Below are 25996 nucleotides of genomic sequence, written 5' to 3'. Positions count from 1 at the left end.
ATTAATTTCGCTTGGGGTTAATTACTCAGGTAGTACGCTCTCATGCGGCGAGAAACGACGGGGTAAAATTTCGCCCCAGCGAGCTATATCATTCATCGCTTTAATCAGTAACAACCGGCGGGACTGGTCGAAATATTCAAACGGCCTGCCGACCTCATCGCTTTTAAATGCGCCTGGCTCGTTGCGGTTCGCAAGCGTCATGACAACGAATTTGAAATCATCATTCAGCTTGTTGAAATTACGCAGCGCGCCGTTCTGCGTTGCTTTTAGTTTTTGATGAAACCGGGCGAAACACTCCTCGCCGGACATCTTCACCGGCTGCTCATCAGCACAACCAGCATTATTAAATGGCATCGCACCCGCGTTGATTGGTGCGGACATGTTGTTAATCATATCAACCTCAAAAAAGCTTTAACCCGACGCTTAAACGACGCGGGGCGCACAGTGTGCAGTTCACTTAATAATGCCGACTGGTCGCGGCTGGGATTCCAGCGCTTACGATCGCTTACCATGATCCAGCCGTGGCCGTAGCTCATGGACGGACTTTGACGAACAAGCAGCGATGCGAACGAGGGTTCATGTTTCATGCTCACCTCACATCAGCCCGAAGGTTGCGCCGATACCGCTGACAGTATCTACAGCGCTGGCTACGGCCGGGTTGCCCTGGACGCGTGCTTGCAGTGCGATGGCCGTTAACGTCAGCATTCTGATGCCAGAATTAACGCACTCGATCATTCCGTGCTTACGGGCTGGCGTCAGCCGTTCCGTTGATATGGCACCGGTTGCCAGTTCGCCGAGTTCACCCATCGCACGCATGACATAAATTTGCATTTTCTCGGGTGCCAGCTCGTTCACCGGTACACAAGGCAGACAATGAATCTGAGCCAAAAACCCATCAACAAGAGTTGAGTCCTCAGTCAGATCAGTCAGCGCCCATATTTCACGTGGCGTTAACTGGTGCGGTTGCTCAGGGTTAAGTTTGTTATAAAGCGTGTGCGGCTTGATGCCCGCCTTTACAGCTAGCTCTTTAACGTTGTGTGTTGCAGCGAACTTTCTGCAAGCATCATCAAAATGTGTATGTGACGAAACGCGAAAATCTAACATGCAATAAGTCCTTTTCAACTTGCATAATCAAGTTGCTCATGCAGCAACGTATTTGCAGTTCAACCCCTGAGCCAATAGACGAGCGCGAAACGCGACCATATTGATACGAGCTGCACCGCCAGGCTTTTTGCGAGGCATGAGGATAAGATCGCCGTCTTCAACCATTTGTTTTACGGTGCGGACGCAATAGCCGTACTGTACTGCAAACTCTTCGTACGTCATCAGATCGGGGCCTGACGGGATTGCAATTTGTGGAGTCATGGGTGATTATCTCCGGTTAGTTGTTGTTTTGATGCATTGGCGTGCATTTGTTGATTCATGGGCAAGATTAATTGCTCATGTGGGTAAGGTCAACCCCAAAAGAGCAGGAAGGGTGAAAATAAATGGGACATGAGAAGGGAACCCCGAAGGAAATACTTAACCGAATGAAGCTGGCCTATGGCGTAACCAGTAACACTGAGCTCTCAAATCTTACGAAAATACCAATCTCAACAATGAGTAACTGGCTCTCCAGAGATAGCATTCCTTTTAGATATGTGTACGAATGCGCCAATTCGACAGGTAAAGATGTTGACTGGCTTCTGAGTGGTGAGCTTGCAAATGCGAGTAATGAGGGGGCTGGAATTGCAAAGTTCACAGGCGAGCAGTCCATCTATAACGAGATCTTAAAGAGTGGCGGACAGGCTCTGCTGCAAAGGCTGATGCTTGCATATGGCTTCACAATGCAAAAGCAGCTAGGTGAGTTGCTGGGGCTTTCTTCAGGGACCATGAGCACCTGGGTTCGTCGCAATCATTTTCCCGGCGACGTAGTGGTTGCGTGCGCATTAGATACTGGCGTTTCGTTAAGCTGGTTGGCGACTGGTAAAGGCAATAAATTTGAGGTAGTTGAAACTGCCAATTCTACTGTTGCCATCCCGTGCTTCACTTTGTCGTCCGGGAAGTTAGAAGAAAATGGTGTGCGGGCAGTAGACAAGGATTTCATACCTAAGCAAACAAGTAAGCCTGCCTACATCAAAGGCCAAACATTCGATTGGCTCATTGATGAAAATAAGCGCGATGTCTCTAATGGACGTTGGATGCTTAGTATTGATGGTATTCATGATGTATATGATGTTATCCGCATTCCCTCTAATAAAATACAAGTTAAATTAATTAACTCAGGCGCAAGCTTCGCATGCAATGCCGATGACGTTGTTTGCATTGGACAGGTTATATTTTCAATTGAAAAAAATGTTTAAAAGGAATACTTATGCTTATTAACATAGCGAAGGCTTTCTCTTTAAGTTTTTTATTAATTACTTCATTTTCATCTTTTTCTAGGCAAATCCCACAGCCTATTCTTGATGCTTTGTCAGGTCTAAGGATAGAAACAATAAAGTTGGATAATCAGATTTTAACCGTCATTTACCAGGATGAGGATTTAGGCGACCTTATGGCCCTAACTGCGGCTGAAAGCGTTTGCTCTTCCCGGTTTAGTGAGGATTCTAAATGGCCGGATGATACGCTGAAAAGTATCAGGATTCTTAATCATTGGCAAATGCAAGGGTATACATTTGATATTGATGCAAAGTCTTGTGATGAATACGGGTACTCGGAAGGAACTAATGCAAATGAATTTTTCAAGGAACGGATGAAAAAATACCCCTGATGTTTTTTTGATTATTTTTAGAGATGCCGCGATATGACAGCAAAGAAACTTCCTTCTGGAGAATGGCTTGCCGATTTCCGTGTTGATGGAAAAGACAGCCGCCGCATTAGAAAAAAATTCGCCACAAAAGGCGAGGCTGTTTCGTATGAACAATATTATCGTGATGAAGCTCAGAATAAGCCCTGGATGGGTGAAAAAGAAGATCGCAGGCGCTTAAGTGAGATTATAGAGCTTTGGCATAACCTGCATGGACAGGCATTGGTAGCAAGCAAGACGCGACTGGCTAAACTGCAAATTGTATGTAACGGCCTGGGCAATCCAATAGCCGCCCAGCTGACTGCTAAAGATTGGGCGCATTATCGTGATCGCCGACTTAGGGGCGAGATTGACAACGGTTTCCATAAGGACCCGGCGGATTGGATAGTAAAGCCCATTACAGTCAACCGAGAGCAGCAATATTTGATGGCTGTTTTTAACGAGCTGAAACGGCTGGGAGAATGGACTCTTCCCAATCCGTTGGAAGGGATAAGGGTTTTCGCAGAAGCAGAAAAAGAAATGTCCTGGCTAACGCCTCCGCAGATTGTCCAGTTGTTCAAGGCCTGCGAGCAGTACGGAAAGGACAACCTGACTACTATTGTGAAAGTATGCTTAGCGACCGGGGCGCGATGGAGTGAAGCTGAACGGCTCTCACGCTGGCAACTTTCACCTTACAAGTTGACCTTCACAAAAACCAAAGGCAAGAAGAATCGAACCGTTCCCATACCGAAATGGCTTTATGACGAACTATCTTCACGGCAGGGACCCATGTTCAAGCCTTGCTATCAAGAGTTCAAGAAGATGCTCGCGCTGACGGATATAGTTCTGACCGAGGGGCAAAAGACCCATGTCTTGCGGCATACCTTTGCCGCTCACTTTATGATGAACGGCGGAAACATTCTTGTTTTACAAAAGATATTAGGACATTCAAACATTCGGGAAACAATGAGATATGCGCATTTTGCTCCAGACCATCTGGAAGAAGCGGCCGTACTCAACCCTATTGCAGAACCTAAGGCCATGATGTCCACCTTATGACCATCCGGGATGTTTGCGATTGCCCTTCGCTGCACTTAGGATACATTTAACTTACTGTTTTATTTAATTTTTCCTTTGGTATCAATAAGGTCTATTAAAAGCGTCTTAACTAAGGTTCGCTGTCGCGACATCCGAATTAGTCTTGTAGAAACAAGGGGTTGGAATTTTCCAGCCCCTTTTTTTTGGCCTTGTGTCCACCAAATGCCCACCAAATAATGGACAGTGCCCATATTTGCCCACAAAAAAGCCCACCATAAGGTGGGCTGATTCAAAAATTCATGTGGCTTTGTCCGCCTTTCGCAGGATGGGGCGGGGCGGCGATAACCTTACCGGGACACGTTATCGATCTGACAAAAGTTTCATGCGTCACGAACGTATGACTGCACTCAATATTCTGGCACTGGTTGTAACGCTCCTTCGTTGTTTTTGAGACCTGGAACGAGCTTCGTGTATGGGCAGCATTACCGCATAGCGGACAATTCATCATTTTCTTTAGGCCTCATCTTAAATTTGCAAGATATGTTAACCTTTTTTGTTTCATTTTTAAACTGCCGCCTCGCTATTCCATATCCAGATCTGCGATTTTTACTTCCAGCTCCAGCGATGTTGTGAAGCCGCTCTCCCCGATAGTGTTGGTAACGGTTGTGATCGTCCATTCTGCCTCGTCTATCGGCCTCTTAAATCCGCTGACCCTTACCGGCAGTTCCGGGAACAGATCGCCGCGCCCCTTAGCCAGGTTGATAGAAAACGTTGCCGCCCCGCGCTGTATTCGCTCCCATGTCATTTTGGTGGCCCGTTCGGCATTGGCTTTGTTGGCATAGGTACGGCTCAGAACCTTTACGTTCTCATCGGTCCCGATCAGATATTCACCCTGTTTAGGCTCCGGGGCCTTAGTAGGCCTGGCGGCAGCTTTACGACGGCGGCGGCGTTTGACTTTTACCTCCTGCTTTTTCTTTGGTTCTTTGGTATGCAGCCAGCTGGCAACCACGCCCGTATAGGCTCCGCGATCGGCCATGCTGAACCGGTGGCCGTCACCGCTTGAACGGGTGATAGTCATAACAGGCAGCGGCTTACCGCTGGCCGTCACGCCCTGCCCCTGGCGAATAAACATGAGGTTGCCGTTTTTTACTGACGCAATAGCGCCATACTGGCGGGCCAGCCTCATCAGAAACGACCCGTCTGACTCATTGGTCTGATCGATATGGTCCACCGGCTGCTTTGCCATATCGTCGCCAATTGCCTGCTGCAGCTTGTGCCTGGCGGCCATCTCGCTGACGACCACCCCCACAGTGGTGTTATGCCATGACTTTTCCCGCTTGATGTTCAGCGTGTTGCGAAAGTCAGCCGAACGTGCGCGGATAGTTAACCTGTCCGGCGCACCTGAGTGCTCGATTTCGTCTACCGTAAATTGCCCCTTTACATAGAGCGGTTCGCCCTGCCAGCCGATTGCCAGTGACAGCACCGCACCACGGCGTGGCATCATTAACTTTCCGTCAGCATCATCCAGTTCCAGATCCAACTGGTCAGCCTCAAACCCCCGATTGTCCGTGTGCGTCAGTGATATCAGCCGCGATTCAATCGTGGTTGTTATGTCCTCACTTTCGAGCGTGACGCGGAAAGCCGGTATCAGTCCGGCCCCTTCCATCCAGGAATAACCCGTCATGACAATAACCCCCCGGCCATCGAAATTGCAGAATCCTTAAGCTGGGTTAGCTGACCCGAAAGATCGCCCAGCATTTCATTCAGCGACTCATCCACCCTTTTCAGGGTGATCGTGAATTCAATCTGTCGCGCTGCGCCATCACTGAAAAATTCGCGTTTAGTCTGGCTGATACTTTCTATAACAAACATGCCGTAAATCGTGCCGCTGCCCTCAATCAGAGGCCAGGCTTTGCCCGTCTCCGCCATCTGGTCCAGCGTCAGCATCGAGAGATTGCCGCCAGTGATGGCGGGCATTAGTGTGCCGTTCAGCGTGATAGTGTCCGTATCGGGCCCAACAAACTGCAGCACTGGCCGGGCTTTCACCCGGCTATTACTGGCATGCCGCCACTGGCGCTGCAGCTGCAGTTCCTGATACGGGATTGTTTTCAGTGTGAAAACGAATAACCCCAGCACCATCATCATTCGAAGTCTCCCCTGTCTGAAAAATTACTCCGCGTGCGCGCACCGGCCCGGCGTTCCCGCTCATCAAGTTGCCGCGCCACCTCGCGGGCTATGTCGGTTGCGCTTTGCCCTGGCTGGGCGTAAATGCTGATGGGCGCGTGAATACTGACGGGCTGAGTGACCACAGGCGCAGACACACGGCGCGGTATTTCCTCCCGGTATTCCACTGCTGGCAGGCTTAACGGGTGCAGCGGCTTCGGCTCCTGCACACGGGAAAGATTACCGAATGCCAGTGACGCCGCATTAGTCAGTGATTCAGCCCGCCGGGGCGCTGCATCCTGCTCCGGTAGTTCAGGCGCGTAACGTGTTAATAGCTCTGCTGGCTGCGGCAATGCTCTCCGTGTAGAGGCCGTTACGCCTGCCAGCTCAACGGCACGCGGAGGGGGCTGAACGCGATATTCACTGACAGGTGTTTCAATAAATGGCGTCATGGCCGCCGCAGCGGGTTGTGCTGCGCCGCTAAATGCAAAGGCAGCTGCAGCAGCAAGTGCAGCAGTACGGCGGCGGCTGGTTATTCTGGCGGGACCGTTTACGATCTCCGGGCCATTCTCACCCACCACGCCCCACTGACCGCGAGGGATCATGCCACCATTATCATGGAAGCCTGCAAACCCAGGCATTCCGTAACCGGCATACGGTGAACCTCCGGCGGGAAGATTAACCCGGCCATCACTGCTTACCGTGGCTGGCTGCTGCCGGGTAATCTGCTCAGGCAACTTCGCTTTTGCCGCCTCTTTGCTGACGATCCCCAGCTTTTCCAGTAACCATGAAACGCCGGATTTCAGCGTTTCCAGTGGGTGCATAACCATATTCAGACCGCCAGCCAACGCCTCACCAAACTGCCGCCCCATACCCGCCGCGCTTTGCAGCTCCTGTGATGTTGATTTAACCGGCGTCAGAAGGTCAGTGAACCATCCCCACAGCGCCTGCACCTTATCGCCTATCCACTGGAACATTGGCCGCAGCGGCTCAAAGGCTTCACTAATCGGTGCGGCTGCAGCCTTAAAGCCTTCAACCACGCCACCCAGAAACGCCTTTATCGGCTCCCAGTATTTCCAGACAACCAGCGCCACCCCGGCCAGCGCCGCAACAACCAGACCGATCGGACTTAACAGCACGGTCAGCGCACCGGAAATAAACATTAATCCGGTACGAAGCAGCGCCAGCGGAGACGTGACCAGCCATAGCAGAGAGCGGCCCAGCCCGGTTAACGCAGCCCGACCGGCGGCCAGCGGATTGAGCATGGCCCACACCCCAGCACGCAGCAGCGCCAGCGGGCCGGAAACTACGCGGGATGCAGCGCCCCCCAAGATGGACAGAGACGATCCCAGCGATGAGAGCGGACCTGACAGCGCACGTGATGCGCTGGCGTTACGCGCAAATCCGCCTGATAGCAGCGTGAGAGGGGATTTAGCCAGCCAAAGCAGACCGTTCCCCAGCCCCTGCGCAGAGCTGAGCACACCCGGCAGAATACGAATTCCCAGCATGCTCATGCTGAGACGGACCACGGCAAGCGGCCCAATAATTGCCGCCACGGCGACCATCAGCGTACCCATTACCACCGTCACCGCAGCTACTGCGGCGGCTACCTTTATCAGTGCTCCAGCCAGCTCCGGGTTTTGTTCCACCCAGCGGCGCACTACGCCAGTTACCTGGCGCACAGAGGCCATGATTTCAAGCAAAGGCGTGCGCAGGGTTTCCCCAAGCCCGCTCATCACGTTCTGCATCCCCGCCTTAGTCAGCATCCATTGCGCTGAAAGCGAGTCTTTATTGATATCGGATTCTTTCTGCATGGATCCGGCTGATGCAGCTCCCTTAACCAGACCTAACTGGCGATACAGCTCCCCCATATTGTTAGCCAGCTTTCCTGCTGCGCCCCCGTACTCCTTGCCAAATAGCTGGGTCAGGACGTTCATTTGCTTATATTTTGGCAGACGGTTTACCATTTCCAGCACCCTGAGAATGGTTCCCATAGAGTCTTTTGCCATGTCCTTTTCAAGCTGCGCAGGCTTTAATTTCAGCGCATCCATGCCATCCATAAAGCGATCGCTCTGCATGCTGGCAATCGCCAGCTCACGCACCATCGCATTTGATGCGGTCGCGGCCACCTCCGGCGCTGCGCCCAGGGTCAGGAACGTTGAACCCAGCGCTGCCGCTTTGCGGAAGTCGAGCTTATCGGCAACGCCACCCATACGCTGCATCACGTTGATAATGTCCGCGCCTTTCGATTTCGCGTTATCGTCGAGGTAGTTGATCACATCGCCCAGGCGCTCTATCTCGCTGGTCGGGACCTTATACAGCCCGGCAATTTTCCCTAAATCCTCAGCCAGCTGATCGGCGGGCAGCTCAAAAGCGGTTGCCGCTTTTGCAGACACAGATGCAAAATCAAGCAGCTCCTTTTTCAGCTCCGCCCACGTTTTGGCGTTTTCTCCCACCCCCATACGTGCGCCGCCTTCAACCAGGGCGGCATAATCGACGGCACCGTTCTGCAGCGGTAGCTGTTCACTGGCCGTTTTAATGGCTGCCTGCAGTTCGTAAAATTGTGCGGTGCGGTTTCCGTTATCGTCCCGCAGTCCGTTCACCTGTTTTGCCACGCCTTTCATGGCGTCTTCCAGGCTGGCATAGCTCTTAACCGCCGCCACAACCGGCGCACCCATGCCAACCCCGGCAGCAGTCATTGCAGCACCTGCACCTGCCACCCTGTCGCGCACTTCCAGCGTTTTGCCGTACTGCTCGCGGACAGCGTTCATTTTCCGCTGCTGCTCACCAACGCGCCGCAGCCGGGCTTCCTGATCAGCCAGCTGGCGGTTATATTTTTCGGTTTCGCGGGTAATGCGTGCCGTGGCGCTGGCCCCGTCGTTAGCAGATATCCCGACCCGGTACAGTTCTGCGCGAACCTGCCCGGCTTTTTGCTGCAGCCTGCCGTGGCGCTCTTCAAGCCGCTGTACTGCCAGCCGCTGGCGTTCAAGCGCCACAATCTGCCGCTGTGACGGCGGCCCCATCTGGCCCAGCTCATTGCTCAGCATGCTGGCGCGCTGACGGGCATAGCTCAGCCGATCGCCCAGCTTCTGGCTCTCTGCCTGCAGCTTGCGGTATCCGTCCAGCTGCGAGCTGGTCTGGTTAATTTGTTTGAGGGCGTCGCGGGATTTTTTGACGGCGGCGGCCAGCTCCTGAGTGCTGGCGCGCGCCTGTTTGAAAGGACGGGTGAGCTTGTCCACCGCGTTTAAAACAACCTGCAGGCGCAGGTTACGATCACTCATCTGATGCCCCGCTTCTCAAAATGGCTTTGTGCCGCCACTCCAGAAGTTCCGTCAGCGTCATATCAGCCGTGGCGGAGGGCGGCCAGTGAAACACGGTGGCGATATCCGCCACCAGGTCCTCTATGGTCAGCTCTGCGGGAAAGCTGACATCGCCGACTTCGGCAACAAAAAACTGACCAGCTCCAGCGACAGCTGCAGCAGATCGCCCGGCTCCAGCATCATTACCTCTGCACGGGTCAGCGCCGGGGTGGTGACGCGGGGGAGTACCAGCATCATCGAATCCACATCCATATCCATCAGCGCCTGCAGACGTGCGCCACGCAGCGCCCCGGAATTAGGTTTACGCACAACGATTTCTGTAATTTCCGACTTGCCGCGCACAACCGGCGCATCCAGCGTTACGGTGGCTTCGTTTTTAATTTCAGGCTGTGCGTTTTCTGGCAGTTCGTTTTTTTCGTTTTTCATGATGAGTCCGCGTTAAAAAAGAGTTAAGAGAAGGCGCGGCTACCCGCGCCATACATTACAGGCCGATGGCGGCGCGGTGCGCTTCCATCAGATCCACGCCGTCCACGATGTGCACCATGTTCACCAGGTCCACTTCATAGATGACCTCGCCATTGATACTCAGCTTTGCGTAACTGTTGGTGCTGCTGACTTTTGTGGTGCTGCTGTCGCCCTGCTTATGCGTGCCGGAATCCAGCTCCTTGTGGCGGCCACGTACAACCAGCTCCACCGCCTGCACTTCACCGGTATCATCGCGCTGGATGGACTCTGCGAAGCGCAGCTGCACGCCGTCGACAGTGGTTGCTTTCAGCTGTTTAAAGAGCAGGGCCTCAGTGCCCCCGATCTCAAACTCAGTATCAAGCGCGCCATCGTCCAGGCCCATGTTGACATCCACCGCGCCCGGCATACCGCCGCCACGGTATTTTTCAAACTTCTGCGTGAATTTCGGCAGGGTCAGGGACTCCACAAGACCCATGTAGTTTTCCCCGTCGTTAAACAGGTTCAGGTATTTAAGTTTGCGTGGCAGTGCCATTTTTTCCCCTTAGCCTTTTACCTGGCTTGAAAAGTCCATCAGATAACGATCGGTGATGCGCTGGCGCAGCATCAGGTTTTCCAGCGGCGGGACTGGCGTGTAGTCATAGTCCAGCATCAGCTGACCGGCCTTGAGGGTGTCTTTATCGTTCACCGAATCATCCAGCCAGCAATCGCCGCCGAGCAGATAACCCTGATTCACCAGGTTGCGAATTTTGGCGCGGATACCTTCGATAATGTCGCGGGCCAGTGAAGGGGTCAGCGGCTTATCTACCGCCCACATCTGGCCTTCTGCCATTGTGTCCATCAGCACCTGGGCGGTGCGGGTGTAGTTCTCAAACGCGAAAAGCGGATCGTCGCTCAGACAGCGGGAACCCCAGAAGCGGAAACCATCACGGCGGATCAGCGTGGTGATATCGTTCTGGTTCAGCAGGCCCGCATCGGTTGCCGGGTCCTGCAGATCCCAGAACACGTCCGCAGAAATACCCGTCACGCCATTTACGCCAACGTTAGACAGGGATTTGTGCCAGCCCGTATCGTTGTCGATTTTGGCGCGCAGGCCGAGGGCGCGGGCGGTGGCGTATGCCGTCGCCTCTGCGTTCGTGGTGGTGTCCCAGCTGACAAAATCAGGCCAGATCAGCATTCCCTCGCGCTGGCTGAAATTGGCGCGATAGGCAATCGCCTCTTCGATGGTTTTGCAGCCGTATGCAGTGAGGTAGGCAAAGCCGCGCAGGGACTGCGCCACGCTCAGCAGCTCCGTGGCGACCGCTTTAGTGTCATGGCCCGGCACGCCGAGAATGCGGGGCTTAACGCCAAGCTGGCTTTGTGCAGCCAACAGGGCTTTCATGCCAGTACGGCGGCCCTCTGCGGTCACGCCGCCGATAATGTTAGAGGTGGTTTCCGCTTCTGTTTCGCCCTGGGGGACGCGGACAACGACCGTTACCGGCTTTGACTGATCGCCGATAGCGTCCAGCGCGCGGGCCAGCGTGCCGCTTTCGCCTGCCTTGCCGCTGGCCGTCAGTACGTCAGTTAACAGAACGGGCTTATTCAGCGGAAACGCGGCGGGGTCAGCGTCGTCTGCTGTACAGACCATCCCGACAATAGCCGTGCTGACAGTGCTGATCGTGCGCGTGCCTTCGTTAATCTCCTGCACGCGGACGCCGTGATGATATGAATCCTGAGCCATAAAGTTTCTCCAGAGAATGGGTCAGGACCATGTTGCAGGCATCGCGCCGTCAGGTCAGTCGGGGGGGGTTGTATGGTGTTTCGCACAACAGCAGGAGGAAAAACGCGTAAAGATTGTATCGGGTATTGTCACTTCTGACCGTGCTACGGTTGATGGCCGGCACGGTCAGAATTAACCGTGCGTGCCGTTACCAGAAGACAGAAAAAAGCCCCGCATTGCGGGGCGATCATCATGATTCTGGTTGCGCAGGCCAGCCACTATCCAATGCCCTGGAGGCTGTAAGTACTTCCAGAGCGCCAGATATCGACAGGCCTATTTCTCCCTTACAGTAACATCAATCAAAACAGGCTCGCCTTTCTCATTGGCGGCGAGCATTTTTCCTGCAGGTATTTCAGTTGTTTTGAAAAACCAGTTATCATCCGGCAGTTCAGTTGCATCAGTGATGTCATGAAAGCCTGGAATAACTTCGGTCAACGTTATCGGATTAAACAGGCGCATAATAAACTCTCCAGGAGAAACCTGAATTTGATGGACTACCCGTTGCGGACATAGTGCAACGGGCTTTGAAGCCAGCTTTTGTTGTTAATGGATCAATGACCATAGATGTATGAGCAAGATTGACCGTAGCACCAGGATCCCCAGAAAGGCGCTCAGCGATGCTGATATAACGCGTCAAATCAGGTAACTCTATGGGGTAATTAACTGTGGCTAAGCCATTATCTATGGCTACACCAGATCCCATCATCTCAATGGCACCATCAGACCATATCACCCATACACCGTTTGCGTTCCTGCCTCGACTCGTTACAAATTTAGCTCCTCCTAAACCAAGGTATTCGAGAACGTCAGCAATGCCGCCCTTGCCGATGATATCCCTGCCTGTCTGGGTTAAATCGGTCTGGGCTACAGTGTCCACACCAGTAAAATACGGAAGCTTATTAGCGCCCGTTAGCAAGCCAGCCAGCGCGGTCAGTGTTGCGTCTGCTGCCTGTTTACCAGCCAGCGCATTCAGTACGGTGGTAGAGAAATTTGGATCGTTACCCAGGGCCGCCGCCAGCTCGCTGAGGGTATCCAGTGCCGCCGGAGATGATGCGACCAGTGCAGCAATAGCTGATTTTACAAACGCCGTGGTAGCAATCTGGGTATTATTGGCAGTTTGCACAGCTGTCGGTGCTGTTGGCGTTCCGGTCAGGCCAGGACTTGCCAGAGGGGCCTTAAGCGCCAGCGCATTGTTTAACGCCGTTACCAGCGCCTGCACAAAGGCCGTATTAGCAATCTGGGTTGAGTTATTTCCTGCCGCTGCAGTTGGCGCTTTCGGCGTGCCGGTCAGCGTAGGGCTTTCTTTTGGCGCATACTGAGTGTGAGGGTCCACTGCAGCAAGGTGTTTTGCCATCAGGTCATCTACATACACCTTTAGCTCCAGCACCTTGTCATCCACATATTTGCGGGTTGCCAGCACTACTGCCGGATCAATTTTCAGGGTGACGTTTTCAGTGCTACTTGTGATAAGCACCATGCGCACCGTCTGTGTGCGGCCGCTTCCCTCAGCCAGCTGCGGCTTGTAACTCTCCGGGCAGTTACCGAGGGCAATCAGCGCACCGGTGTCATCGAAAAGCCCAACCTCTCGAATCCACCACCCGCCCTCCGTTTCGGGGATCACCTGCTCAGCAATAATCTGACTGCTGTTCTGCGGGTCGATATACAACATGTTGAGGTCAGCGCGGCGTTTTTCATTAACCAGGACCGTTTGTTTTGCGTCCGGGGTCGGCAGCACGCCGCCGCCATCTCCCACCGCCATCTTAGTAATTTTCAGCGGGACACCGAGCGCGGCGGCGCTTGCCAGTTTCGCCGCGCCGATCTCCGTCAGCAGGGTATAAAATTTTGCGCTCATGAATTCACTCTCACAGTATCAATAACATGGACCGCACCGCCCTCATAGGCGGTACCGCCGGAAATAATGGTTTCGTTGATGTACGGATAAACCGTGATTTCTTCGCCCGTATAGGTGGCAGCGCCCACCCAAAGATCACCGCTGGTCTGAAGGTTTATGGACATCCCCACCAGATGACGACTGCACGGTTTGGCATCACTAATCAGCCGCTCCAGCTCCAGATAGGTTTCTTCCGTTATGCCCTGGTCCTGCACGCCAATATCCAGCCGGAACGTGCCCGGCGCCTCTCCGGTTTTCCACCATTCGATAACACGGATCAGGAAACCGAACGGTTGCACAGCCCGGCGCACAGCGCTGATAGTTCCTTTATGCTGATGAATAAAAAATGCATCCCGGACTACCTGCCTTTTCACGTCCTCCACCCAGCTTTCGTCCCAGCGGTCAACAGAGAACGCCCAGGCCAGATAAGGCAGAAACTTTACCGGGCACGTGGCAGGGTTCCACAGGTCACGCAGCGGCACATTCAGCCCGGTGATATCACTGCACGCGGCGGCAAGGCGGCGCTCCAGCGCGGACGACCCCGGCGGTAACAGGCTATTCATCCGTACCACCTTTCAGCACAGACCAGCTTTCGCACCATGCGGCCTGCGTTTTATCCAGCACCACATCCTGCGCCGGGCTTGCCAGCTCCACGCGCTGTACACCCTCGACGTGCAGGGCAGCAAAGATAGCGCTGCGCCGGATATCACGGCCCAGCCGTGTCTGGCTGGCGATATACTTTTCAAGCCGCGCGCGCGCGGCCGCAAGAATTGGCTCCGCTTCTGGTCCGGGATAGAAATACAGCGTGGCGTTAATCTCATAGGGCACGATCGCCGCACTCTGCACCGTCACGCGGTCCGCCACGGGTCGAATACTTTCATCGTTCAGCGCCGCATCCACGACGGCCAGCAGATCGGCAGGTGCAGCGCCGTTCCCGTCGCGGCTCAGCACAGTGATAACCACCGTTGCAGGGGTGGGGCTGGTTGCCGACACATCAGCAACTCGCCCGTCTGCGCTGCGCGCATGAAACTCATAAGCCGCTGTAGGTCCGGCCACGGACAGGCCCTCAAATGCCTGCGGTACACGCAGCCGTAACTCGTCGTCGGTTTCCATCGCCGCCGCAACCGGCGGCACGGCGTTATCATCTGCAGGCGTGACGACCATACGCCCGACGCCATAGTTAGCTGCCAGCTGATCCAGATCGCTGCCAAGCGCATAGGCCACCATGACAGCCTGGGCGGCCTCGTTGATGCGCTGGCGTAAGAGAATTTCCCGGTAGGTATTTTCCTGCAGCAGCTTCACCACCGGATCGGACTCCAGCGCCAGCGTGCGCCGCACGGCGTCCTGTTCGTCAGCCGGATAAAGGGCGATAAACGCCGCCTTACGCACGGCCAGCAGGGTTTCAAAATCCGGCACATCAACAATTTCCGGGGCGGGAAGCTGGGAGAGATCGACGGAACTCATACGACAGCCCCCACGTCTACCGAGAGGCTGAGAGGGGCGTTATCTGCACGGTAGCCCGTCAGGTTAACAACCATTTTGCCGTCCATGCTCGTTTCCGTAGTCACGCCCGTCAGCCTGATACGCGGTTCCCAGCGGCACAGGGCGCTGTATGTTGCCGCCATAACCTGCAGCCGGGTAACGGCGTTCTGCGGCTGGTCTATCAGTTCAGCCATCAGCGAGCCATATTCCCGGCGCGCCAGACGCGAACCAACCGGCGTCACCAGAATATCGCGCACAGACTGACGGATGTGCTCAACGTCCGTCAGCGCGCCGCCTGTCTGCGCGTTCATACCCAGATACATCATCAAGCTGGCCCTCCCGTTAAACTGCCGCCACTCTGAACGCCGTTGTGTTTGTGGCTGTGCACTACAACGCCGTTTGAACTCATCGCCCCGCCGGACTGCGTAACCTCACCGTTGATCACGACCTCGCTGTTGATACTCGTCCGGGCGGCTTCAACGACAAACTCACCCGTTTTTACCTGGATGCTTTCCGGTGCTTCTAAAACAATCTTTGCCCCGGCTTTTAGCAGGTAGCGCCCGGTTTCCGGCTCGTACTCAATCCAGCCGCCGTCCGGGAACGTCGTTACCTGTGCATCCTCTGATACAGAGGGCGGCGGGTTGTCGTTTGAGTAAATCGCCGGTAACACAAACGCCGTGGTGAGATCGCCGCCGATGGACAGCAAAACAACCTGCTCACCCACGGACGGCCGCCACCATGTTCTGGACCGGCCAGCGCGCATCGTCAGCCAGTTAAGCCACGTCGTCTGCAGTTCGCCGGTCTGCACGCGGCACTGCCAGTTTTCAGCGTCCACCTCGATCACCACCCCGGTTCTGACCAGGTTCAGCAGCAGGCGGTACAGCTCAGCAAGGTTAAATTCGGGATTTTTCATGGGGTCAGTTTTCCATTTTTGCCGCCGGGTGATGAGTCGCGGGCGTTGTGCGATGCGCCAGACAATGTGCCGTCAGCGGGACAGGTGTTCCATGATGAGATCGCGCACCATCTCTTCAGATGCGTCGGTTATGCCGAGCAGTTCACGGCGGGCATAGGTAACTTCGGGCCCGTACTTCCTGACACGATCGCGCAGGCCATAGTGATGGACGCGGGCTATACGCTGCACCCTGCCTTCAAAGGCCACCTCTGCAGCGTCGTTTGTGGTCCGGGTTTTGAGGTAGCGGGCTGTCCGCAGCTTGCTGAACATCTGCCGACGGATGCGGCCCGACTTCGCCCGGCCTTTCGCTTTCCGGGGTTCGTAGGCGCTGCCGTCCGGGTTGCGCTGCAGCTTTATATTTTGCTGCTGCTGCTGTCGCAGCTGCACGGCCACATCACGCATCAGCTTTCGCCGCTGCGCCGTTCCCAGCTGGCTAATCAGTGCGTTCAGCCAGTCATCCATCTGTTTCAGCTCAGCCATGATGCGCTAACCAGTGCTCATCGTGGCTGGCAGGGCCGTCCGGCTCCGCCACTGCCTCCACCGTTGCCACACCATCACGGACCGTAACCAGCACACGCTCCGTCAGAGCCAGATAAATGCTGATATCAACCAGATCGTTTTTCAGTATTTCCACCTCAAAACGAAACAGCCGTTCGCGCAGCTCCGGGTTATGCAGGGCGTCCGGCTGGTTTTCCGTCAGCCACTGCAGCACCACCGCCGTCAGCAGGTTCTGATCGCCACTGAAATCAGTAACGACCATATTCAGTGTGTACTGATACTCCCAGCCAAGCCCCGGCACGCCTGTGCTCACAACCTTTCCGTCGTCAACGAACAGATGCAGCGCGTCCGGGTTAGCACTCAGGTAAGGGATGCTATTCAGCGCCGATCGCAGGGATGAGGGTTTGTTCATGGTTTTCCTGACAGTCAACAATCATATCCACCCTGGCCGCACACTGCGCCCAGCCCGTTTCCGCCGCCTCTTTAGCGGCAAGCAGCTCGCCGTTATTGGTCGGCCCGCTCGCTGGCAGCTGGCAGCGCGTCACCTTCGGACAGGAAAGCGCGATAACCGGCCGCTCCGGTAATTGCCGGGCGCTGTTGCAGCCGGATAACATCAGCAGGCAAAGGAGTGTCAGCCCACTTTTTAACGTCAGGGTTTTCATTGGTCAGCCTCTTAATCTGTTCAGCCCGCGCCACTGCAGCGAGAGTGATTGCATCCTGTTCCTGCTGATAGGCCAGCTGAAAGCTGTCGTTTGCCCTGGCCATCAGGTCAACCGCAGCCAGCTGGCTACGGGCGCGGCCCAGATCCACATTTAGCCCGGCAATATCACGATCCCTGTCGCTGATATCCCGCCGGGCCTCCCGTAACTGCCAGCCCAGCCAAAGCGTCAGGGCCAGTAACAACACACCGGTGATCGTTACGCTGCGGGGCATGGTTGCGCACCTTCACGCCAGTCTTTCAGCAGCTCAGCCAGCATCCAGCGCATACAGCTGACCAGGACCACGCTAATCAGGTAAACGACTGCGGTTGCAAACCAGCCGGATTGGAGCAGGGCCGCGACTACAAACACAAGATTGTTAACCCACCTTACCTCCGCCCAGCCCGACGACGGCTTATCCAGTCCGAACATTTTGCAGAGGATTGGCGGCATTGATTCGCTGCCTGGCCTGACCACGTCGCGCTCACAGAACGCATAAATGACATAGCCGAAAAGGCCAAGCATCAGCAGACCGGCGGAGGCAAGCGACCGTAAGTAAACGAAGCAGGCCGCCGCACTCATTACCACGCTCTCCGGTTGAAAAAGCCCCCATGCCAGTGCTCCCAGAAACAGAACATGAACCACCCATGCAATCAGTTTGGTTTTCACAGTGTCACCCCTTTTACGCACCATGCCAGTTCCCGCGCGCGGCGGTTTTCCAGCCCGCTGTTTTTTATTCCGCTGACGTACACCCAGCGTGGAAGCTGATTGCACGCCTGCAGCCATTGACCGCGCCTAATGAACGCCGCCATTGTTGATTTACACACCGCACCCGTACCGACGTTAAACGCCAGGCTCACAAGGCTGTCATAAACCTGCTGCGGCATGGCTACCGGCACACAGACTGCCAGCCTGCGCTCAACGTTGAGCACATCGCCGATCAGGTTGCTGGCCGCCTGGTGCTCGTTGATGGTTTTGCCTGGCACCACTCCGGCGGTATGCCCGATCCCGTTAGTCCACACCCCGGCGTCGCACTGGTACGGCGTCAGGCGACAGCCCTCATAATCTGCAATCAGCTGCAGACCCTGCGGGGAGGTTTTCAGCAGCTCAAACTGTGGCAGCGTGGCAGCGATCGCCAGCACCACACCAATCAGGCAACGCTTAACGATTGACGCGCTCATAAGCCTCCCGGCTGATTTTTCCGGCCTCAAGCAACTGAAACGCCTTGCGCCGGTAATACCATGTGATCCCCAGCGCCGCCGTACCCAGCACCATTCCGAATACGGTTCCCACGTCCTGGATATCCCAGTTACCCAGCCAGGCGAGGAAAACCGCTATCCAGTAGGTCATGGCCGCTGTTACCCGTTCGATAGTCATATTCACTCCCAGAGCTGCACGGTCTGCGCCGTGGGGCTGCTGACCAGCTCAGGCAGCTCCACCTCTAAACCGTGCGGCAGAACGGGGCCAACAGCGGCCAGCCCCGGATTGGCGGCCAGCACCGCTTCTGTCATACCCAGCGTACGCCCGTAGTGACGCCAGCAAATCGCGTCTACCGTGTCATACTGCTGCGCCCGGACTTTCATCAGATCAGCTCCACCGTCATGTGTGGCAGGTCCTGCAGACGGGCGATCGCCCAGCGTGCATCGCGCCACAACTCACCCAGGCCGCTTTCCATTTCGTCCGCCTTTTTGTTCCCTTCCGCCGTGCTGTCAAAATCCCGGTACTTCTCAACCGTCAGCGCCTTTGTCCAGCACCAGACAGCGCGGCGGTACAGCTGCACGCGCTCGCTTTCACCATCGATTTTTTCCGCCGGAACATCAGCCAGGACAGCACAGCCCCGGTCCATTTGTTTCTGGCGAAAACTGAACAGCTCCGCGTTTACCTCAGAAACGGCGGTCAGTGCCTGCTGCCTCAGCCGCTCCGTTGTTACCGTTCCGTCTAGGCGCATTTCACGACGGCACTCTGCCAGATCGAGATCGGGCCAAAAAAAGGTGTTCTGGATAATGTCCTGCGCGCTTTCTTTCACCGGCTCCGGCGAAACAAATTTCATGTTCATTCACTACTCCCTGATGGGTGGGCGGTGGACGGGGTTTTGATGCGGCCTATAGCCTGTCGCCACCCCGTGCCGCCCCGCGCGTGGGCACGTTCGGTTAGCCGCCGTTGACGGCTTTTTTCAGCCGGGCTTCCAGCTGCTTAATTTCTGTTTTCACGCCGCAGTTCATATCCAGCTGCAGGGCACGCTTAAGGTGATTCAGCGCCGCGACGGCCTGATCGTTGTCACGCAGGGCAAACCCCAGCGCCTTGTAAATCCGGGCGCGGGACTGATCCGGCATGTCGTGCGGCTCAACCAGCTCCAGCGCCTGCGTCAACAGGGCAGCGCTGAACGTTTCACCTCCTGCAAACGCCCGCATAGCGGCATCGGCAAACTCTTCTGCAATGGCAGTCGCCGTGGTGCGGTTGAATCGCTGCGGCAGTACCCAGCCATGCCGCAGGGCGTGGCGGGCAATCTCCATCGCACCGGTGTAATTACCGGTATCGATGCGCCAGATCAGAACGAACATCGCCACATCGTCCTGCCGTGCAGAGTCCGCCGCCAGCACCCCGGCAATCCAGGCGTCATAGACAGGCAGAAACTCACGTTTCAGGGCAATCTTGCGTTCCGTTCCCTGCACCGTTTTCAGGCGGCGCATGTGCTCGCCGAGCTGCATCAGCATTTTTTCATAGCCGCTGGCCCCGGCAGCACTGCCGCCCGGACGGGCGGCCTCCTGTGCCTGGACAAAGCGCGTATGTGCGCGGAATGGGTTCATGGTTATGCCCCGCCGCCTGCCGGATCCTCAGCCGCCTGCGGTGCTGTCGATGCGTTCATGCTCTGCACGACGGTCGCCGCCATTGCCACGATGCGCGCAAGTTGCTCATCTGACATATCCGCCGCTGCAGTCTGCTGCGCCGGTGCGTCTTCGTTTTCCAGCACCTCGATGTTTTCAATCAGCGCCACGCAGTCGTAATCCTCAATCACGTACGCCTCGTTGACAGATTCGAAGTTTTCAATGCGATCGCGCTTCGGATTATCGATAACCGCGCGGCGGCGGGTGCCGTCCTGCCAGTAAATCGACAGGTTATCCAGACGGGTGATCAGGATGGCGTTAGCCGGGAAGAAAGGAGCCTGCACAGCGGGCAGGCCGCCGATACGCTTCTGGCTGATAATCAGATCGGCGGCCAGCGCCTCGCTGTTAGGCTGGTCACGGTTGACGATAGGGAAATATTTATCGGCCATCAGCGAACGGCCACAGATAACGACCAGCTCAGTATCGTCCTGGTACCACGGCTCGATTTTCTCGCTGACCGCGCCCATAACCAGTGCGTCGAGATTTTTAAAATCGCCGCCCTTGCCGATACGCACCGTCTGAGAAATAACGGTGCCATCGCTGCCCACAATCCGGTTCAGTACGCGCACCGGCGCTTCACGGCGGATTTTCTCCAGCCAGCCGATATTCACGTCCTGCAAGAGTGGATAGGTCAGGCGATCAGAGGTCTTTTCCCGGCGCTCACCGTTAAAGCCGATCATGATGCGGTCAAGCGCCTGACGCTTGATAATCGCGTCACGGATGCGGATCTGGAAGTCTTCAAACTTCGCCCACAGGTCCAGCTTTTCATAGCCCAGAGCGGTATCAAAGTTAGTCTGGGTGCACTTGTAGCCTTCGCCGTCGATATAGGTCGGATCGGTCGGCTCGCGCTCTTTTTTGGTAGTGTCCGTGGTTCCGGCCACCGTCGAGCCGATGCCCAGACCCAGACGCTCACCGGACTGCTCATCCACCGGCACGATATTGATACGCGTCAGGAACGCGGACGACTCCTGGATTTTAGTTTCCAGCGTCTGCGCGATCGATGGCTCAGCGGTGTACTTAGAGCCAATATCGCCTACGTCGATTCCGTTAAGCTTCGCCAGCTGCTGCAGGTAAGCGTTAAAGGCAAAGCGGGTTTTCTTTTTCATCGGGTTTTGTGCTCCGTCAGCAGGTGGTTAATTGTTCTGAACTGCCGTTACCGCCGGAAGAGAACGGACGGCGATCGCTGCGGCTGTCTTCCTCGGATAACTTCTCGCGCAGGGTAGAAAGCTCCGTTTCTGCCGTGGACAGCTTTTGCTGCATGCCATCAAGGCGCTGTGAAAAATCACGTTTCAGATCGCCGAGGCTTTGTCCGAACTCAGCGACAGATTCAGACAGCGACTGGTGCGCTCCCGCGACCTCTTCAACGGCCTGATGCACATCAGCAAAACGGGCGGCGTCGTCAGCGGATTTACGGGAAAGCAGCGCCTTGATGCTGGCGAAAAAGCTCGGCTTTTCTTCCGGCAGGTCTTCAAATTCGAAGAGAGTTTCTTCGGCAGCGGTGAAAAGGTTGTCGCGATCCTGTTTGCGACGCGCCAGCGGATTAGCCTCAGCGCTGGCGCTGAACTGCAGCATTTCCGTGCCCAGGCTGGCCGGATCGTCAGTGACAGCCAGGCCGACCAGATAGGCTTCCCCGGTGTCGGAAAATTTCGGGTTTACCTCCATTGAGGTGAAGAGTTTCTGCAGCTTCGCGGTCATGGAAACCAGCTCGTCGGTCGGGACAATCCAGGCGTATAACGCCATCTTGCCTTTCAGCGGACCTTCACTAATTTCCTCCGCTTCCAGCGCTTCCACGATGCCGAAACGGCGGAAAGCGCTGTCAGGCGTATAGCCCTTGATGTGCTCCATATTGACTACAGCGGTGTAGACCTGCTGGCTGTAATTCGCTGCCATCTGGGTCAGCCATACGCGATCAATGGTGCGCCCGTCAGTGGTGGCACCTTCCACCCCAATACGAAAACGCTTTGATTTTTTTGCCATCTGTCCGGCTCCGGTTGTTCTGGACGTGTCGAGAGGCTTTATGTTTGCGTTTCAGGGGAGGGAGAAACAACGCGCGGCCATTGTGGGAAAAATGGCACAACAGGGCGAAGCGGCGCAGGTGAACGCGGGGCCGTAGTCTGACGCCATGAACATGACGACGATTAACCCGGACCTCGACCCGCGAAAACAGGCGATGTTTCTGTATTTCAGCGGTATACGCATCGCCCGCATTGCTGAAATGCTGGGAGAGAAACCCGCAACCGTTCACAGCTGGAAAAAGCGCGACAAGTGGAGCGAAATCGGCCCCTTGGATCAGATGCAGCTGACCACGGCGGCGCGCTATTGCCAGCTCATCATGAAGCCCGCAAAGGAGGGGCGAGATTTTAAGGAAATTGACCTGCTGGCCCGTCAGGCAGAACGCCACGCCCGGATCGGGAAATTTAACGACGGCGGTAACGAAGCCGACCTCAATCCTAAGGTAGCCAACCGCAACAAAGGCCCGCGCAGGCCGCCAGAGAAAAATGTTTTCAGCGATAACCAGATCGAGAAGCTGGAAGAAATTTTCCACTCCACCATGTTCGACTACCAGCGCCAGTGGTGGGAAGCCGGGAATAAATACGCCGTCAGGAACCTGCTGAAATCACGCCAGATCGGGGCGACGTTCTTTTTTGCCCGTGAGGCACTGATTGATGCGCTCATCACCGGCCGCAACCAGATTTTCCTCTCAGCGAGTAAAGCCCAGGCTCACGTTTTCAAGCAGTACATTGTTGAGTTTGCGAAAGAGGTAGATGTAGAGCTGCGCGGCGATCCGATGGTACTGCCGAACGGGGCGACGCTGTATTTCCTCGGAACCAACGCCCGGACCGCGCAGAGCTATCACGGAAACCTCTATCTGGACGAATATTTCTGGATACCAAAATTCCAGGAGCTGCAGAAAGTGGCGTCCGGTATGGCGCTGCATAAAAAATGGCGTGAAACCTACTTCTCCACGCCGTCCAGCCTGACGCACAGCGCCTATCCGTTCTGGTCCGGTGCACAGTTTAACAAGGGCCGGACAAAGCACGACAGGATAGAGATCGACCTCTCCCACAGCCATCTGGCGCGGGGCGCACTCTGTGCTGACGGCCAGTATCGCCAGATCATCACCGTGGAAGATGCGGTGCGCGGTGGCTGTGACCTTTTCGACCTGGAGCAGCTGCGCCAGCGCTACAGCCCGGAAGATTACCAGAACCTGCTGATGTGCGTGTTTATGGACGATCTGGCGTCTGTATTCAATCTGGCCCTTATGCAGGGCTGCATGGTGGACAGCTGGGAAGTCTGGGACGACTTTGAGCCGCTGATGATTCGCCCATTCGCTAACCGCCCGGTATGGATCGGCTATGACCCGGCGAAAGGGACAACGAACGGCGACAGCGCCGGGTGCGTGGTGATCGCGCCCCCTCTGGTGCCGGGCGGCAAGTTCCGCATCCTGCAGCGCTACCAGTGGCGCGGGATGGACTTCCGCGCCCAGGCAGAAGCCATCCGGCAGCTTACCCTGCAGTTTAACGTGACCTATATCGGCATCGACTCGACCGGCGTGGGCCACGGCGTCTATGAGAACGTGAAGGCGTTCTATCCCGGTGTCCGTGAGTTTGTCTACAACCCCAACGTCAAGAATGCCCTGGTGCTCAAAGCCTACGACATCATCGCGAGTCGCCGTCTGGAGTTTGACGCGGGCATGACCGACGTAGCCCAGTCATTCATGGCGATCCGCAAAAGCACCACGGCCAGCGGAAACCGGCCAACGTATGAGGCCAGCCGCAGCGAGGAAGCCAGCCATGCAGACCTGGCCTGGGCAACCATGCACGCACTCTTTAACGAACCGCTGGAAGGCGCAACGGCGAATAACAGCACTATTGTGGAGATTTACTGATGGGTAAACGTAAGCCCCGCGCGCAGGAGCTGCACCGCCAGTCTGCCGCGCAGACCATGACCGAGCAGCCCGGCGGCGCTCATGCCGAGGCGTTTTCATTCGGGGACCCCGTGCCAGTGCTCGATCGCCGCGAACTGCTGGACTATCTGGAATGCGTTCAGGTCGACAGGTGGTACGAGCCGCCCATCAGCCTGGACGGGCTGGCGCGAACGTACCGCGCAGCAGTCCATCACAGCAGCGCAATACAGGTGAAACGTAACATTCTGGTCAGCACTTTTAAGCCGCACCGCCTGCTGTCCAAGCAGGCATTTGGCCGTTTCGTCCAGGATTTTCTTGTCTTTGGTAACGCCTACCTTGAAAAGCGGGTGAACCGGTTAGGCGACACGCTGACGCTTGAGGCTTCGCTTGCCAAGTTTACCCGGCGCGGCATTGACCCGGATCATTACTGGTTTGTGCAGTACGGCTACCAGAAGCAGCCCTATGAGTTTGCGCCGGGCCGGGTTTTTCACCTGATGGAGGCTGATCTGAACCAGGAGATTTACGGCCTGCCGGATTACCTGTCCGCCATCCCGTCCACACTGCTGAACGAGTCCGCGACCATGTTCCGCCGGAAATATTACCTGAACGGAAGCCACGCGGGCTTTATCATGTACATGTCAGATCCCGCGGCTAACCAGCAGGACGTGGATAATATCCGCGAGGCGCTGAAAAAATCGAAAGGGCCGGGCAACTTCCGCAACCTGTTTATGTACAGCCCGAACGGGAAGAAAGACGGCATTCAGATCATCCCGCTGTCAGAAGTTGCGGCAAAGGATGAGTTTCTGAACATCAAGAACGTAAGCCGCGATGACATGCTGGCCGCCCATCGTGTGCCGCCGCAGCTGATGGGTATTATTCCGACTAACACCGGCGGGTTTGGTGATGTGGAGAAGGCCGCCCGCGTCTTTGTTCGTAACGAGCTGCTGCCATTGCAGAAGCGCATGGAAGAGCTGAACGACTGGATCGGGGAGCAGGTGATCCGCTGGGAACCGTACAGCCTGGACCTGGGAGACGACAGCGCCAGCTAACCCAGCAGACCGCCCGTCAGGGCGGTTTTTTTTGGCTTTCAATCCTTAAACGACCTGCCTCCTCAGGTGCTGACCCACTCAGCACGCTTCTAAGGCCCTCTGAGCGACTCTATTTTTGGCATCTCCTCCGCAGCGCTTCGCTTCGCTGCAACCCACAGCGGCCCGCACGCGCACGAATTGCCCCCTTCCCGGCATGCCTGCCGGGGTCAAAAATGGCCTTCTGACCCCGCTTTAACCTCAAAGCGCGCGCTCGTAGCCCCGCCACGCCTGCGCGCTTTATGTAATAGTTTTCATGCAGGTGCATGAGATATGAAAAAGCCCGTCAGAACTGGCGGGCCGGGGCATAAACGATCCTCTAACGATCCTTCATTTTCATGCACCATAGACATGCACAACCGCGTGAACGGCGCGGCAATGATAAAACCATCAGATCACAGGGCAGTTATCATCGCTGATTGTGCGGTTGATGAGGTGCGTAACCCTGCCTAAAACAACCACATCGTCCAGTGCTTCACCTTCCAGCGCTTCGCCGTCGGATGTTATAAAAGAGTGACCGGCAACTTTTGCGAAATGCGTACGCCCGAATGCCTGGATCAGAACGTCCGCACCAGGCGGGCATTTTAATGCGGGGTTAATCACCGCATAACCTGCTGATGTTTCAATAATACGACTGTTAGCTGTGATGCCGCATAAGCTGTTTGGAGTCAGGACAGTCTCTACATAGTCCTGTGCCGGGCTAGGAAATCCCATAACTAACGCCTCGCTTCGCTCGTTGTTCAACCCCATGAAAATCAAAACTTAAGTTTTGTTATTCATGGGCTTATCTCATTTTGCTTCGTAAAAAATATTGCTTTCCGTTTCTTCATTTTCTTGATGAGCTAAATCGGCGATAAGGCTCAGCGCCAACTTTAGATCGGACGGTTTGCAATTGGCTAACAACGATACTTCGGCAATGAACTGCACGCAGGCCCACTTATGCGCACGACTTGAATCTTCCAGAATCATAATCCCCCCCTCACAACAATACTGTATATATTCACAGTATATAAAAAACTTTGGGAAGTGAAATGTTTTTTTATCTTTCAATCGGATATGTCTGAGGGAAATTGTTAAGCGCAACAATGG

At 55.6% G+C, this 25996-nt stretch carries 36 protein-coding genes and 1 pseudogene; 5 read left to right on the top strand and 32 right to left on the bottom strand.

Annotated elements, in window-relative coordinates:
- Positions 1–21: 21 nt before the first annotated feature.
- The 4 genes from RTX96_RS17065 to RTX96_RS17050 are packed head-to-tail and all read right to left on the bottom strand — an operon-like array spanning position 22 to position 1365.
- A complete protein-coding gene (locus RTX96_RS17065; protein WP_312671617.1) occupies positions 22–393 on the bottom strand; it encodes a hypothetical protein in 372 nt (123 codons plus the stop codon).
- A complete protein-coding gene (locus RTX96_RS17060; RefSeq protein ID WP_312671616.1) occupies positions 390–587 on the bottom strand; it encodes a phage filamentation protein Fil family protein in 198 nt (65 codons plus the stop codon). Before RTX96_RS17060 ends, RTX96_RS17065 begins: the two co-directional genes overlap by 4 nt.
- Before the next feature lie 7 nt (positions 588–594).
- Entirely contained in the window at positions 595–1104 is a 510-nt protein-coding gene (locus RTX96_RS17055) for a phage regulatory CII family protein (RefSeq protein WP_312671615.1), read from the bottom strand.
- A gap of 36 nt (positions 1105–1140) precedes the next feature.
- Entirely contained in the window at positions 1141–1365 is a 225-nt protein-coding gene (locus RTX96_RS17050; RefSeq protein ID WP_312671614.1) for a hypothetical protein, read from the bottom strand.
- Positions 1366–1529: 164 nt separating this feature from the next.
- Here RTX96_RS17050 and RTX96_RS17045 point away from each other — a divergent pair, with 164 nt between their 5' ends.
- The 3 genes from RTX96_RS17045 to RTX96_RS17035 are packed head-to-tail and all read left to right on the top strand — an operon-like array spanning position 1530 to position 3826.
- Positions 1530–2342, top strand: coding sequence for a helix-turn-helix domain-containing protein (locus RTX96_RS17045; RefSeq protein ID WP_312671613.1), 813 nt, complete (start codon positions 1530–1532; stop codon positions 2340–2342).
- A gap of 11 nt (positions 2343–2353) precedes the next feature.
- Entirely contained in the window at positions 2354–2752 is a 399-nt protein-coding gene (locus tag RTX96_RS17040) for a hypothetical protein (protein ID WP_312671612.1), read from the top strand.
- 33 nt (positions 2753–2785) lie between these two features.
- Positions 2786–3826 carry a site-specific integrase gene (locus tag RTX96_RS17035; RefSeq protein WP_312671611.1) on the top strand — a complete coding sequence of 347 codons (1041 nt, stop codon included), beginning with the start codon at positions 2786–2788 and terminating at the stop codon, positions 3824–3826.
- A gap of 268 nt (positions 3827–4094) precedes the next feature.
- Here RTX96_RS17035 and RTX96_RS17030 read toward each other — a convergent pair whose 3' ends face one another.
- The 26 genes and pseudogenes from RTX96_RS17030 to RTX96_RS16905 form a co-directional block, all read right to left on the bottom strand.
- Entirely contained in the window at positions 4095–4313 is a 219-nt protein-coding gene (locus tag RTX96_RS17030) for an ogr/Delta-like zinc finger family protein (protein ID WP_088475224.1), read from the bottom strand.
- A gap of 72 nt (positions 4314–4385) precedes the next feature.
- Complete coding sequence (locus RTX96_RS17025) at positions 4386–5489, bottom strand: phage late control D family protein (protein WP_312671640.1); 1104 nt, start codon at positions 5487–5489, stop codon at positions 4386–4388.
- The gene (locus tag RTX96_RS17020; protein ID WP_088475222.1) at positions 5486–5950 is read right to left on the bottom strand and encodes a phage tail protein; all 465 of its coding nucleotides are present in this window, start codon (positions 5948–5950) and stop codon (positions 5486–5488) included. The genes RTX96_RS17025 and RTX96_RS17020 overlap by 4 nt, the downstream gene beginning before the upstream one ends.
- A gap of 287 nt (positions 5951–6237) precedes the next feature.
- Positions 6238–9249, bottom strand: a pseudogene (locus RTX96_RS17015) (phage tail tape measure protein); the annotation flags it as partial.
- Positions 9242–9361 carry a GpE family phage tail protein gene (locus RTX96_RS17010; RefSeq protein ID WP_103821773.1) on the bottom strand — a complete coding sequence of 40 codons (120 nt, stop codon included), beginning with the start codon at positions 9359–9361 and terminating at the stop codon, positions 9242–9244. The gene RTX96_RS17010 and the pseudogene RTX96_RS17015, both read right to left, overlap by 8 nt.
- A gap of 14 nt (positions 9362–9375) precedes the next feature.
- A complete protein-coding gene (locus tag RTX96_RS17005; RefSeq protein ID WP_103821774.1) occupies positions 9376–9714 on the bottom strand; it encodes a phage tail assembly protein in 339 nt (112 codons plus the stop codon).
- A 55-nt stretch (positions 9715–9769) separates the two neighbouring features.
- On the bottom strand, positions 9770–10285 hold the full coding sequence (locus RTX96_RS17000; protein WP_312671638.1) for a phage major tail tube protein: 516 nt from the start codon (positions 10283–10285) through the stop codon (positions 9770–9772).
- Between the two features lie 9 nt (positions 10286–10294).
- On the bottom strand, positions 10295–11470 hold the full coding sequence (locus tag RTX96_RS16995; protein ID WP_312671637.1) for a phage tail sheath protein: 1176 nt from the start codon (positions 11468–11470) through the stop codon (positions 10295–10297).
- A gap of 312 nt (positions 11471–11782) precedes the next feature.
- Positions 11783–11968 carry a hypothetical protein gene (locus tag RTX96_RS16990; RefSeq protein ID WP_312671636.1) on the bottom strand — a complete coding sequence of 62 codons (186 nt, stop codon included), beginning with the start codon at positions 11966–11968 and terminating at the stop codon, positions 11783–11785.
- The gene (locus RTX96_RS16985) at positions 11955–13361 is read right to left on the bottom strand and encodes a phage tail protein (protein ID WP_312671635.1); all 1407 of its coding nucleotides are present in this window, start codon (positions 13359–13361) and stop codon (positions 11955–11957) included. The genes RTX96_RS16990 and RTX96_RS16985 overlap by 14 nt, the downstream gene beginning before the upstream one ends.
- Positions 13358–13963: a phage tail protein I gene (locus RTX96_RS16980; protein ID WP_312671634.1), complete on the bottom strand. Its 606-nt coding sequence runs from the start codon at positions 13961–13963 to the stop codon at positions 13358–13360. The genes RTX96_RS16985 and RTX96_RS16980 overlap by 4 nt, the downstream gene beginning before the upstream one ends.
- Positions 13956–14864, bottom strand: coding sequence for a baseplate assembly protein (locus RTX96_RS16975; protein ID WP_312671633.1), 909 nt, complete (start codon positions 14862–14864; stop codon positions 13956–13958). Before RTX96_RS16975 ends, RTX96_RS16980 begins: the two co-directional genes overlap by 8 nt.
- Entirely contained in the window at positions 14861–15211 is a 351-nt protein-coding gene (locus RTX96_RS16970) for a GPW/gp25 family protein (protein WP_312400624.1), read from the bottom strand. Before RTX96_RS16970 ends, RTX96_RS16975 begins: the two co-directional genes overlap by 4 nt.
- The gene (locus tag RTX96_RS16965) at positions 15208–15795 is read right to left on the bottom strand and encodes a phage baseplate assembly protein V (protein ID WP_312671632.1); all 588 of its coding nucleotides are present in this window, start codon (positions 15793–15795) and stop codon (positions 15208–15210) included. The genes RTX96_RS16970 and RTX96_RS16965 overlap by 4 nt, the downstream gene beginning before the upstream one ends.
- Positions 15796–15867: 72 nt before the next feature.
- Positions 15868–16314 (bottom strand): phage virion morphogenesis protein, encoded by a 447-nt coding sequence (locus tag RTX96_RS16960; RefSeq protein WP_312671631.1) that lies wholly within the window; start codon positions 16312–16314, stop codon positions 15868–15870.
- Complete coding sequence (locus tag RTX96_RS16955; RefSeq protein ID WP_312671630.1) at positions 16307–16744, bottom strand: phage tail protein; 438 nt, start codon at positions 16742–16744, stop codon at positions 16307–16309. The genes RTX96_RS16960 and RTX96_RS16955 overlap by 8 nt, the downstream gene beginning before the upstream one ends.
- A complete protein-coding gene (gene lysC, locus RTX96_RS16950; protein WP_312671629.1) occupies positions 16707–16946 on the bottom strand; it encodes an Rz1-like lysis system protein LysC in 240 nt (79 codons plus the stop codon). Before lysC ends, RTX96_RS16955 begins: the two co-directional genes overlap by 38 nt.
- Positions 16837–17265 (bottom strand): Rz-like lysis system protein LysB, encoded by a 429-nt coding sequence (gene lysB / locus RTX96_RS16945; RefSeq protein WP_312671628.1) that lies wholly within the window; start codon positions 17263–17265, stop codon positions 16837–16839. Before lysB ends, lysC begins: the two co-directional genes overlap by 110 nt.
- On the bottom strand, positions 17250–17699 hold the full coding sequence (locus tag RTX96_RS16940; protein ID WP_312671627.1) for a hypothetical protein: 450 nt from the start codon (positions 17697–17699) through the stop codon (positions 17250–17252). The genes lysB and RTX96_RS16940 overlap by 16 nt, the downstream gene beginning before the upstream one ends.
- Complete coding sequence (locus tag RTX96_RS16935; protein WP_312671626.1) at positions 17696–18211, bottom strand: lysozyme; 516 nt, start codon at positions 18209–18211, stop codon at positions 17696–17698. The genes RTX96_RS16940 and RTX96_RS16935 overlap by 4 nt, the downstream gene beginning before the upstream one ends.
- A complete protein-coding gene (locus tag RTX96_RS16930) occupies positions 18192–18407 on the bottom strand; it encodes an HP1 family phage holin (protein ID WP_088475204.1) in 216 nt (71 codons plus the stop codon). The genes RTX96_RS16935 and RTX96_RS16930 overlap by 20 nt, the downstream gene beginning before the upstream one ends.
- A 2-nt stretch (positions 18408–18409) precedes the next feature.
- Positions 18410–18613: a tail protein X gene (locus RTX96_RS16925; RefSeq protein WP_088475203.1), complete on the bottom strand. Its 204-nt coding sequence runs from the start codon at positions 18611–18613 to the stop codon at positions 18410–18412.
- Positions 18613–19080 carry a head completion/stabilization protein gene (locus tag RTX96_RS16920; RefSeq protein ID WP_312671647.1) on the bottom strand — a complete coding sequence of 156 codons (468 nt, stop codon included), beginning with the start codon at positions 19078–19080 and terminating at the stop codon, positions 18613–18615. Before RTX96_RS16920 ends, RTX96_RS16925 begins: the two co-directional genes overlap by 1 nt.
- A gap of 100 nt (positions 19081–19180) precedes the next feature.
- Positions 19181–19837 carry a phage terminase small subunit gene (gene gpM / locus RTX96_RS16915; RefSeq protein ID WP_312671625.1) on the bottom strand — a complete coding sequence of 219 codons (657 nt, stop codon included), beginning with the start codon at positions 19835–19837 and terminating at the stop codon, positions 19181–19183.
- Between the two features lie 2 nt (positions 19838–19839).
- Positions 19840–21021: a phage major capsid protein, P2 family gene (locus RTX96_RS16910; RefSeq protein ID WP_312671624.1), complete on the bottom strand. Its 1182-nt coding sequence runs from the start codon at positions 21019–21021 to the stop codon at positions 19840–19842.
- Positions 21022–21037: 16 nt separating this feature from the next.
- Positions 21038–21892: a GPO family capsid scaffolding protein gene (locus tag RTX96_RS16905; protein ID WP_312671623.1), complete on the bottom strand. Its 855-nt coding sequence runs from the start codon at positions 21890–21892 to the stop codon at positions 21038–21040.
- Between the two features lie 145 nt (positions 21893–22037).
- Here RTX96_RS16905 and RTX96_RS16900 point away from each other — a divergent pair, with 145 nt between their 5' ends.
- Positions 22038–23804: a terminase ATPase subunit family protein gene (locus RTX96_RS16900; protein ID WP_312671622.1), complete on the top strand. Its 1767-nt coding sequence runs from the start codon at positions 22038–22040 to the stop codon at positions 23802–23804.
- Positions 23804–24871 carry a phage portal protein gene (locus RTX96_RS16895; protein ID WP_312671621.1) on the top strand — a complete coding sequence of 356 codons (1068 nt, stop codon included), beginning with the start codon at positions 23804–23806 and terminating at the stop codon, positions 24869–24871. Before RTX96_RS16900 ends, RTX96_RS16895 begins: the two co-directional genes overlap by 1 nt.
- Positions 24872–25297: 426 nt before the next feature.
- Here RTX96_RS16895 and RTX96_RS16890 read toward each other — a convergent pair whose 3' ends face one another.
- Both RTX96_RS16890 and RTX96_RS16885 read right to left on the bottom strand, forming a co-directional pair.
- On the bottom strand, positions 25298–25621 hold the full coding sequence (locus RTX96_RS16890; protein WP_312414061.1) for a hypothetical protein: 324 nt from the start codon (positions 25619–25621) through the stop codon (positions 25298–25300).
- 75 nt (positions 25622–25696) lie between these two features.
- Positions 25697–25876: a hypothetical protein gene (locus RTX96_RS16885; RefSeq protein WP_088475197.1), complete on the bottom strand. Its 180-nt coding sequence runs from the start codon at positions 25874–25876 to the stop codon at positions 25697–25699.
- Between the last annotated feature and the right edge of the window lie 120 nt (positions 25877–25996).

It is taken from the genome of Pseudescherichia sp., assembly GCF_032052675.1.
GTDB lineage: Bacteria > Pseudomonadota > Gammaproteobacteria > Enterobacterales > Enterobacteriaceae > Pseudescherichia.
The sequence above is the reverse complement of the archived record's forward strand: the minus strand, read 5'-3'. Positions and strand labels throughout refer to the sequence as shown.

What these genes read in the sequence shown, in the direction of transcription:
- RTX96_RS17065 (WP_312671617.1), bottom strand. Translation starts at nt 393, where the DNA reads ATGATTAACAACATGTCCGCACCAATCAACGCGGGTGCGATGCCATTT.
- RTX96_RS16955 (WP_312671630.1), bottom strand. Translation starts at nt 16,744, where the DNA reads ATGAACAAACCCTCATCCCTGCGATCGGCGCTGAATAGCATCCCTTAC.
- RTX96_RS17020 (WP_088475222.1), bottom strand. Translation starts at nt 5,950, where the DNA reads ATGATGATGGTGCTGGGGTTATTCGTTTTCACACTGAAAACAATCCCG.
- RTX96_RS17060 (WP_312671616.1), bottom strand. Translation starts at nt 587, where the DNA reads ATGAAACATGAACCCTCGTTCGCATCGCTGCTTGTTCGTCAAAGTCCG.
- RTX96_RS17055 (WP_312671615.1), bottom strand. Translation starts at nt 1,104, where the DNA reads ATGTTAGATTTTCGCGTTTCGTCACATACACATTTTGATGATGCTTGC.
- RTX96_RS17045 (WP_312671613.1), top strand. Translation starts at nt 1,530, where the DNA reads ATGAAGCTGGCCTATGGCGTAACCAGTAACACTGAGCTCTCAAATCTT.
- RTX96_RS17005 (WP_103821774.1), bottom strand. Translation starts at nt 9,714, where the DNA reads ATGAAAAACGAAAAAAACGAACTGCCAGAAAACGCACAGCCTGAAATT.
- RTX96_RS16995 (WP_312671637.1), bottom strand. Translation starts at nt 11,470, where the DNA reads ATGGCTCAGGATTCATATCATCACGGCGTCCGCGTGCAGGAGATTAAC.
- RTX96_RS16900 (WP_312671622.1), top strand. Translation starts at nt 22,038, where the DNA reads ATGAACATGACGACGATTAACCCGGACCTCGACCCGCGAAAACAGGCG.
- RTX96_RS17000 (WP_312671638.1), bottom strand. Translation starts at nt 10,285, where the DNA reads ATGGCACTGCCACGCAAACTTAAATACCTGAACCTGTTTAACGACGGG.
- RTX96_RS16935 (WP_312671626.1), bottom strand. Translation starts at nt 18,211, where the DNA reads ATGAGCGCGTCAATCGTTAAGCGTTGCCTGATTGGTGTGGTGCTGGCG.
- RTX96_RS17040 (WP_312671612.1), top strand. Translation starts at nt 2,354, where the DNA reads ATGCTTATTAACATAGCGAAGGCTTTCTCTTTAAGTTTTTTATTAATT.
- lysB (WP_312671628.1), bottom strand. Translation starts at nt 17,265, where the DNA reads ATGCCCCGCAGCGTAACGATCACCGGTGTGTTGTTACTGGCCCTGACG.
- RTX96_RS16990 (WP_312671636.1), bottom strand. Translation starts at nt 11,968, where the DNA reads ATGCGCCTGTTTAATCCGATAACGTTGACCGAAGTTATTCCAGGCTTT.
- RTX96_RS16885 (WP_088475197.1), bottom strand. Translation starts at nt 25,876, where the DNA reads ATGATTCTGGAAGATTCAAGTCGTGCGCATAAGTGGGCCTGCGTGCAG.
- RTX96_RS16965 (WP_312671632.1), bottom strand. Translation starts at nt 15,795, where the DNA reads ATGAAAAATCCCGAATTTAACCTTGCTGAGCTGTACCGCCTGCTGCTG.
- RTX96_RS16930 (WP_088475204.1), bottom strand. Translation starts at nt 18,407, where the DNA reads ATGACTATCGAACGGGTAACAGCGGCCATGACCTACTGGATAGCGGTT.
- RTX96_RS16925 (WP_088475203.1), bottom strand. Translation starts at nt 18,613, where the DNA reads ATGAAAGTCCGGGCGCAGCAGTATGACACGGTAGACGCGATTTGCTGG.
- RTX96_RS17025 (WP_312671640.1), bottom strand. Translation starts at nt 5,489, where the DNA reads ATGACGGGTTATTCCTGGATGGAAGGGGCCGGACTGATACCGGCTTTC.
- RTX96_RS16980 (WP_312671634.1), bottom strand. Translation starts at nt 13,963, where the DNA reads ATGAATAGCCTGTTACCGCCGGGGTCGTCCGCGCTGGAGCGCCGCCTT.
- RTX96_RS17035 (WP_312671611.1), top strand. Translation starts at nt 2,786, where the DNA reads ATGACAGCAAAGAAACTTCCTTCTGGAGAATGGCTTGCCGATTTCCGT.
- RTX96_RS16975 (WP_312671633.1), bottom strand. Translation starts at nt 14,864, where the DNA reads ATGAGTTCCGTCGATCTCTCCCAGCTTCCCGCCCCGGAAATTGTTGAT.
- gpM (WP_312671625.1), bottom strand. Translation starts at nt 19,837, where the DNA reads ATGAACCCATTCCGCGCACATACGCGCTTTGTCCAGGCACAGGAGGCC.
- RTX96_RS16910 (WP_312671624.1), bottom strand. Translation starts at nt 21,021, where the DNA reads ATGAAAAAGAAAACCCGCTTTGCCTTTAACGCTTACCTGCAGCAGCTG.
- RTX96_RS16890 (WP_312414061.1), bottom strand. Translation starts at nt 25,621, where the DNA reads ATGGGATTTCCTAGCCCGGCACAGGACTATGTAGAGACTGTCCTGACT.
- RTX96_RS16920 (WP_312671647.1), bottom strand. Translation starts at nt 19,080, where the DNA reads ATGAAATTTGTTTCGCCGGAGCCGGTGAAAGAAAGCGCGCAGGACATT.
- RTX96_RS17030 (WP_088475224.1), bottom strand. Translation starts at nt 4,313, where the DNA reads ATGATGAATTGTCCGCTATGCGGTAATGCTGCCCATACACGAAGCTCG.
- RTX96_RS16960 (WP_312671631.1), bottom strand. Translation starts at nt 16,314, where the DNA reads ATGGCTGAGCTGAAACAGATGGATGACTGGCTGAACGCACTGATTAGC.
- lysC (WP_312671629.1), bottom strand. Translation starts at nt 16,946, where the DNA reads ATGTTATCCGGCTGCAACAGCGCCCGGCAATTACCGGAGCGGCCGGTT.
- RTX96_RS16905 (WP_312671623.1), bottom strand. Translation starts at nt 21,892, where the DNA reads ATGGCAAAAAAATCAAAGCGTTTTCGTATTGGGGTGGAAGGTGCCACC.
- RTX96_RS16985 (WP_312671635.1), bottom strand. Translation starts at nt 13,361, where the DNA reads ATGAGCGCAAAATTTTATACCCTGCTGACGGAGATCGGCGCGGCGAAA.
- RTX96_RS17050 (WP_312671614.1), bottom strand. Translation starts at nt 1,365, where the DNA reads ATGACTCCACAAATTGCAATCCCGTCAGGCCCCGATCTGATGACGTAC.
- RTX96_RS16895 (WP_312671621.1), top strand. Translation starts at nt 23,804, where the DNA reads ATGGGTAAACGTAAGCCCCGCGCGCAGGAGCTGCACCGCCAGTCTGCC.